Origin of the sequence: Qingrenia yutianensis (genome assembly GCF_014385105.1) — a bacterium.
GTDB lineage: Bacteria > Bacillota > Clostridia > UMGS1810 > UMGS1810 > Qingrenia > Qingrenia yutianensis.
Genome location: NZ_JACRTE010000036.1, coordinates 1 through 6,708, shown reverse-complemented (window position 1 = coordinate 6,708; position 6,708 = coordinate 1). Strand labels below are relative to the sequence as shown.

Genomic DNA, 6,708 nt, shown 5'->3' with positions numbered 1-6,708 from the left:
ACCAAACACTTTCGTTTAGCGGAAATTTAGGAACGGCGTATGCAGGAAAAACTGTAACGGCAGAAATTCTTGTTCCAAAAACAGATGCAAGTGTAAATGATGTTCCGCAAAGCACACAAGGTGTATCTGAAAATGTGTTTTTAGATATTGTAAAAGTTACTGTTGAAGCGAACGGAAGCGTTAATTCTGCTTATCCTATAATTGTAAGTGAAAGCGGTACCTATAGAATAATTGCTAAAGTTGATGACAAAGTGTTTGCAGATGAAACGAAATTTTTCTCGTCAAAAGTTGATAATGATAACTTTATAAAATCAATAGATTTATATGATATAGATAATGCAGGGCTTTTGGCAATTCTTGAAAAAGAACATAGAGATCAGAAAATAAGATATGACGAAACATACTACAATATGTTAAGTGATGAATCAAAATTGTTGCTTTGCACAAATTTATTAGCAAAAAAACCATTTGGAAATATTGATAATTTTAAAATGCACTTTGCAGATGAAACATTAAGAATGGTTCTTTTAAAAGATAAAGTACCGTCTTCCATAAAGGAAATATTAGCTGGTATATATCCGAATGAAAGTGTTGCGGATATTACAAGACTCTTAAAATTAGACGAATTGCAGTTGCTTTCAGTATACAACGATTATAATGGTTTTACTGATGATGAAAAATTAGCTTTATGTACAGAATTAGCAAATGAATTAAGTTTAGTTGATAACAAGAATATTCGCTCTGCAGAGGAATATGCTGATGCCTTTAAAATAACAGTGCTTAATAATCTTATTAAAAAGACACTTATGCATAAGGATATTTCGGCAGTGTTAAATTCGCATACAGATATTCTTACCGGTTTGAATTTTTCAGGCTATAATGGTTTGGGTCTTAATCAATCAACTGTAAATGAAAGTATAAAAAATACACCTCAAAGAAGCATTGCTAAATTTATTCAGTATGTAAATCAGCTTATTACAAATGCTACTCCTGTTTACGCTTCTTCAAACAATTCTGCTAGTTTTGGAGGCGGAAGTGTATCAATTAAAGCTGAAGTGCCGGTACCTCCTGTAAAGCTTGAGGAAAATAAAAAGTCATATTTTTCGGATATTGATTCGGTTGATTGGGCGAAGGACGCAATAGAAACTCTATATGAGAGAGATATTATTTCGGGTAAGGGCGATTTAATTTTTGCTCCAAATGATTTTGTAACCCGTGAAGAATTTATAAAGATGATAGTGGTTGCTGAAGGTATTGAACCTATAAATGATGTAAGTCCATTTGAAGATGTAAGCGTGGATTCGTGGTATTCACCATATGTTGCTGCAGCTGCACAAAACAATATAACAAAAGGAATTGGAAATGATTTATTTGGAAGCGGAAGAAATATTACAAGGCAAGATATGTTTGTTATGTGTGCACAGTTAATAGAGGATACTGTTTTGCCAGAAAAGGAAGGCATTGAAAAATTCTCTGACAGTGAAGATGTGGCTGATTATGCAAAAGATATAATAGACAAGTTAGTGAAACTTGGAATTGTTAATGGTAACGAGAACGGAACCCTTAACCCTGAATCAACCGCAACCCGTGCAGAAGCGACAGTAATTTTGTATAATATACTTTCTTTTATAGGCGGGCTGTAATAATGGGGGTGCTATTTTGAAAAAACTTATATGTATATTGATGATATCAGCTATTATGATTACAGGATTAAGTATGCCTGCAGTATATGCTGCCGAATATGATGCAGATTTATACTCTTTTTGTGCAGATGTGCTTAATAGCCTTGAAATACCTGTTGATACATCCGAAAATATGATGAAAAAGGTAAGTTATTCACAATTTGCAAAAATGCTTGATGCTCTTGTGGAAAATGAAGATATTTCTAACATTTATATGAGTGAAAAATTGCATAACAGCTATTTGTATATGGATTATTCGGAAGCAGCAAAAATACTTGTATCACTTTTAGGATGGAATTTCGGAAATCAAGCAGATAGGTATATGTCAATAGCTAATCAAGTTGGTTTAAGTGATAATGTAGTTAATAAAGAAGACAAGTTTTTAGTATATGATGTTGTTATAATGTTTTATAATGCACTTACTGCCGACACATTAGAACAGACTGTTTACGGAACAGATGCAGAATATGAAAAGGGTGGTATTACTCTTGCTGAAAAGTATAAACACGCTGTTAAGTTTGAAGGCAGACTTATTGGAAATCGTTATAGCACAATGTATGACAATATGTTTGCAGCTAAAGATGAAATCATAGTAAATAATAGTGTAATCGGCAATATGATATTTAAAACAAATTTTGACACATATTCGCTTTTGGGAAGGAATGTTGAAGGTTTTTATCTTGAAGAAAAAGGTAAAGACAAAAAACAACTTTTATCTGTAAAACCAAAATTGGAGGATGATGTGCTATCCTTAAGTTATGAAAACAGACCATATTATATTGACAATCAAATTAGATATATTGTAAACAACAAAGAAAAAAAGATTTCATTAGAGTTTGCAACAGATGTTATATACAACGGTCAGTATGCAACTCAAAATACAGGTCAGTTTTTGCAGCGTATAAGTGAAGGAATTAATTATGGTTTAAGTTCATTAACCATTGTGGATTGTGATGAAGACGGAAAATATGACTTAGTAGCAATAGAATGTTACAAAACTATGGTAGTAGAAGGTAAATCTTCAAGTGTGTTTAAAGTATACAGCGATAAGAATGAGTTTTTGTCGTATGATGAAGAATATCAAAATGGCAGACTTTCTTTGGTTGATATTGACGGCAAACCTTTTGAATATAAGGAACTACAAAAAGGAGATACACTTAGCATTTTTGAGGGTGCCTCTAATGAAAAAGCAGTAAAGATAATTGTAAACGATAATATGATTAGTGCTGCTGTTAACGGAGTGTGTTCAGGAGAGCCTAATAACTATGAATTTAAGGTTAAAACAGATGACACTGAAGAAATTCAAAATTTGGAATTTGCTTATTCAACCCTTGAAAACAATGTATCTTTAGGTGAATTTTATGATTTGTATTTAGACCATACCGGAAGAATTGCAAGAGCAAAACGCAATACAAGTGATGGAGTTCATTATGGGTTGTTTGTAGAGTTTTTTTCGGATTTGGAATCATCGGGTAAGGATAAATTCAAAGCGATGATTATGACAGATTTAAATGGTACAGGTTCTTCTAAATTACAACTTGTTGAACTTCAAAAAAATGCTAAATTTAATGGGATTAATATAACAACTTCAAATTATAAGGCGTTTAATCTTGAATTATTCCATACGGTTGTTATGTATTATACAACCTCTGATGGCAAGATTAAAAAAATAGTTGGTGCAGATAGCGGCATAGAAGGAAGTTTAATAACAAAAAATAAGCGCCAAAATCCTGACAATGAAAATACTGTGCCTGATACAAGAAAACTTATGTTTTCAAAGGGAGCAGCATCTTCTGCAATGTTTTCAGCAACAAATTCTGAAATAACTTCAGGAACTCCGTATACAAATATTTCTTTTGGAATATTTGATGAAGCAGGAACTAATATTGCTCCTTTTAATGGTTGCAAGGTAATAGGCATTCCTGACATTGCTCCCGCAGATGCATCGACATCATATGGATATGACTACTATAAGGTTTTGAATTTTGAAAGTGCAGAATATTTTCATCTTACTGCGGCAGGAGATTATAAAATAACGGCATACTATGAACAAGATGCTGTAGTTCCTACGTTTGTTGTGTATACTATGCCGTTGCAGGATAAACCATCGAGCAATATACAGATGACCATAACTGACAAAATATTAATTGTCAATGATGTTTCCCATGTTATAAATCCTATAACAGAAACAGTTTCTCAAAAAATTGAATGTATGTATGGCGGAAAAATGACAACGGTTTATTCGAAAGATGAGGGTGTTAAAGATTACACAAATGATACACAATTTATTAATTTAAGTGAGGGAGATTTGATAATACCCGCATTTGATGCAAACGGAATGGTAACATATGCTTTTATGCTTTATGATTATAATTCCGATAGTGAAACGGGAGATATTCCTTCGTATATAAACAGTGGTACATATAGTATAAACAATGGTTATTCAGGATTTAACAGTGTGCAGTCAGATTACTTCATAAAAAAAGGTTATGTATATAATATAGGAGCAACCGATTGCGGAATAATTCTTGCAGACAGTATAAGTGATATGGAAAATGGTACTAATCTCTATGGTTTTGCCAAACCTATAAAACATATGTATGTTTATGATACAAAGCAGAATAACTTGCAAAAGCGTATAACAAACGGCAAAATGAGTCCCGGCATAACTTTTTTTGAAGACAGTATGAATACTTCTGTTGCGGTTGTTAGACATAGAAGCGGAAACTGTCTTGATGTAGTAATATATAAGTAATATTTTTGCAGTTAAAATTCGAAAAAGTAAAATTTCTAAAGAAAATATGTATTAAGTGATATTTTATAGAACAGTAAAAATGTTACAATTAATTATATTTAATTCGTTATTTTTTTAGCAATATAACTAAATTTATGTTGTGTCATTTTGTTTTAATGTAAGGATTAAATAATTGAAAATAATTATACAAAGGAATGGTTCAAGTGATAAGGTTAGCTGAAACAGCACATATTAAACCAAAGTGTGCTGCACAGGTTGAAAAATCTAAATTAGGTATCGGTTTTGAAAAATTGGACAGAGCTGTTTTTGACCCTAATAAAGCATATGATAAGGTTGCTCAACTAGGAGTAAAATGGATACGTCTTCAATCCGGATGGCAAAGAACCGAAAAGGAAAAAGGTGTTTTTGATTTTGCTTGGCTTGACGAAATCGTAGAGAATATTATTAATCGAGGATTAAAACCTTGGATGTGTCTTGCTTACGGAAATGGGTTATACACTAAGGAAGCAGCAAAGGTATACGGAGCGATTGGTGTGCCTCCTATTGAAACGGAAGAAGAACGCAATGCCTGGGATAGATATGTTTACGAGCTCGTAAAAAGATACATAGGAAAAGTAGAATATTTTGAAGTATGGAACGAACCTAATTGGTTCTGGACACATATTGCAAATGAGCATCAAACTAACGGTAAGGAATACGGTGAGTTTGTTGTAAGAACATCTAAGGCGGTTAAAAAGGCTAATCCAAATGCAAAGGTTATTGGTGGCGTTGAAAGCACAGGAAATATTAAATTTATAAATGATGCTTTTCGGGTTGGTATAGGAGACTATATAGACTTTTTCTCATACCATATTTACACTCCTGATGATAAAAAATATATAGACCGAAGAGAACTTATAAGAGGTATGGTAAATATTCATAATCCAGCGATAGGTATTGTTCAGGGTGAAACCGGTGCACCATCAAGAAGTGATGGAAACGGAGAACTTTCTTGGGGGTCTTGGACACCGAAAAAACAGGCTAAGGTATTAGCAAGACACGCAATAACAGACTTGGCAGCTGATATTGAGTTTGCATCATATTTTTCATGTGTGGATATGATTGAAGCACTTTCAGGATTTGTGGGTGATAAGAGTAGTTATATGGATTACGCATATTTTGGTGTGCTTAGTGCAGAATTTGACGAAGAAGGCTTTTCTACTGGCGAATATACACCAAAACCGTCGTATAAAGCTTTGCAGGCGATTGCTTCGATATTTGCAGATGATTTTGAGAAAGTTAAACTTCCTTTTGCTGTTAAACCGCAAGAATCGCGTTTTAATATTGGAGTTGATGTTTCTGAAAATATTATAAGCTATGGTTTTAAGAAACCTAACGGTTCTTATGGTTTTGCTTACTGGTATGGAAGTGATATTATGACAAGTGACTTTTTCTCAACTGTCACATTTGAAACGGGTATTTCCGGCAAACCAAAATTAGTTGATTTGATTGACGGAACTGTTTATGATCTTGCTGAAAATATGGTAGAATTTGCAGATGGTGTTACAATATTAAAAAACATTCCAATTAACGATTATCCATTGCTTTTAACATTTGGCAATTTTTTTGATGCAGAGTAATTTAAGTTGTTGAAGGTATAAAATATTATAGCCTTTTTGCAGTATTGTAAAGGGCGGAATGGGGAATATTATGAAAAAGAAAATGTTGAAAAAAATTGTTTTAGCAGTATGCATTGCTGCATTGGCTGTAACTTCTATTGGATGTGGCGATAAAGAAAAGACAAGTGATGGCGGATTAGAAAAAGTTACTATTTGGACCGGCGATTCACATATGAAAACAGATATGCTTGAGCTTGTTGAAAAATTTAACGACACTCGCGGAAAAGAACTTGGTGTTGAAATTGAGTATGTTGTAAAAGAAGGTAATCTTTCACAAACTGTAGAAATGGCAGTTGCATCACATCAAGAGCCGGATATGTATAGTACATGGTCTATGCAGAAATATTATGAATCCGGTGAAATAATGGCTATTGATGAAATTGAAGGCGGTCAGGAATATCTTGACAGCTTACCTGAAGAAGCATTATCAAGCCTTAAATCAAAGGTGAACGGTAAATACTATACAGTTCCCTACTATATAAACACATTTGGTATTGCATACAATGTTGATATGCTTAAAAAGAATGGCTTTGTTGATGCTGGCGGAAATGTTGTTCTTCCTGAAACTTTCGAAGAACTTCGTGCATATGCAAAGAAAATGACAAATGAAAAA

4 protein-coding genes are annotated in these 6,708 nt (G+C 33.2%); all 4 read left to right on the top strand.

All coding sequences use genetic code 11. The features are described 5' to 3' along the window. The coding region (locus H8706_RS11575; protein WP_262432757.1) for an S-layer homology domain-containing protein at positions 1–1,643 on the top strand (1,643 nt) is incomplete at its 5' end. Positions 1,644–1,659: 16 nt separating this feature from the next. After that, on the top strand, positions 1,660–4,437 hold the full coding sequence (locus tag H8706_RS11570) for a hypothetical protein (RefSeq protein ID WP_262432756.1): 2,778 nt from the start codon (positions 1,660–1,662) through the stop codon (positions 4,435–4,437). Positions 4,438–4,640: 203 nt separating this feature from the next. Next, the gene (locus tag H8706_RS11565) at positions 4,641–6,056 is read left to right on the top strand and encodes a GH39 family glycosyl hydrolase (RefSeq protein WP_262432755.1); all 1,416 of its coding nucleotides are present in this window, start codon (positions 4,641–4,643) and stop codon (positions 6,054–6,056) included. Positions 6,057–6,126: 70 nt separating this feature from the next. Then, positions 6,127–6,708, top strand: a 582-nt coding sequence (locus tag H8706_RS11560; protein ID WP_262432754.1) for an ABC transporter substrate-binding protein, incomplete at its 3' end; no start/stop codon positions are given.